1 protein-coding gene is annotated in these 680 nt (G+C 64.7%); it reads left to right on the top strand.

Annotated features, from left to right (window positions below):
* Nucleotides 1–680, top strand: a 680-nt coding sequence (locus tag U4Z64_RS37340; RefSeq protein ID WP_321822687.1) for a cytochrome c biogenesis protein, incomplete at both ends; no start/stop codon positions are given.

Consider the following 680-nt stretch of genomic DNA (forward strand, 5'->3'; position numbering starts at 1 on the left):
TCGCTGCTGTCGATCCAGATCTACCAGGGCGATCTCGCGCGCGCCGATGCGGCGTTCTTCCTCAAATACTTCCTGTCGAGCCAGTCCGCGATCCTGTGGATGAGCGCGCTGTTCGTGCTCGCGACGATCTTCTACTGGATCGGTCTGCTCGCGCGCTCGGAGTCGGGCGCCGCGATCGGCCAGAAGCTCACGTGGGTCGCCGTGCTGATGGGCTTCACCGGCCTGATGGTGCGCTGGTACGAGTCCTACCTGATCGGCGCCGACGTCGGGCATATCCCGGTGTCGAACCTGTACGAAGTGTTCGTGCTGTTCAGCCTGATCACCGCGCTGCTCTACCTGTATTACGAAGGCCACTACGGCACGCGCGCGCTCGGCGCGTTCGTGCTGCTGGTCATCAGCGCGGCCGTCGGCTTCCTGATGTGGTACTCGGTCGCGCGCGACGCGCAGCAGATCCAGCCGCTCGTGCCGGCGCTGCAGAGCTGGTGGATGAAGATCCACGTGCCGGCGAACTTCATCGGCTACGGCAGCTTCGCGCTGTCGGCGATGGTGTCGGTCGCGTACCTGATGAAGGAGCGCGGCGTGCTCGCCGATCGCCTGCCGACGCTCGAGGTGCTCGACGACGTGATGTACAAGTCGATCGCGGTCGGCTTCGCGTTCTTCACGATCGCGACGATTCTCGG

It is taken from the genome of Burkholderia sp. BCC1996 (assembly GCF_905339955.1).
Lineage (GTDB): Bacteria > Pseudomonadota > Gammaproteobacteria > Burkholderiales > Burkholderiaceae > Burkholderia.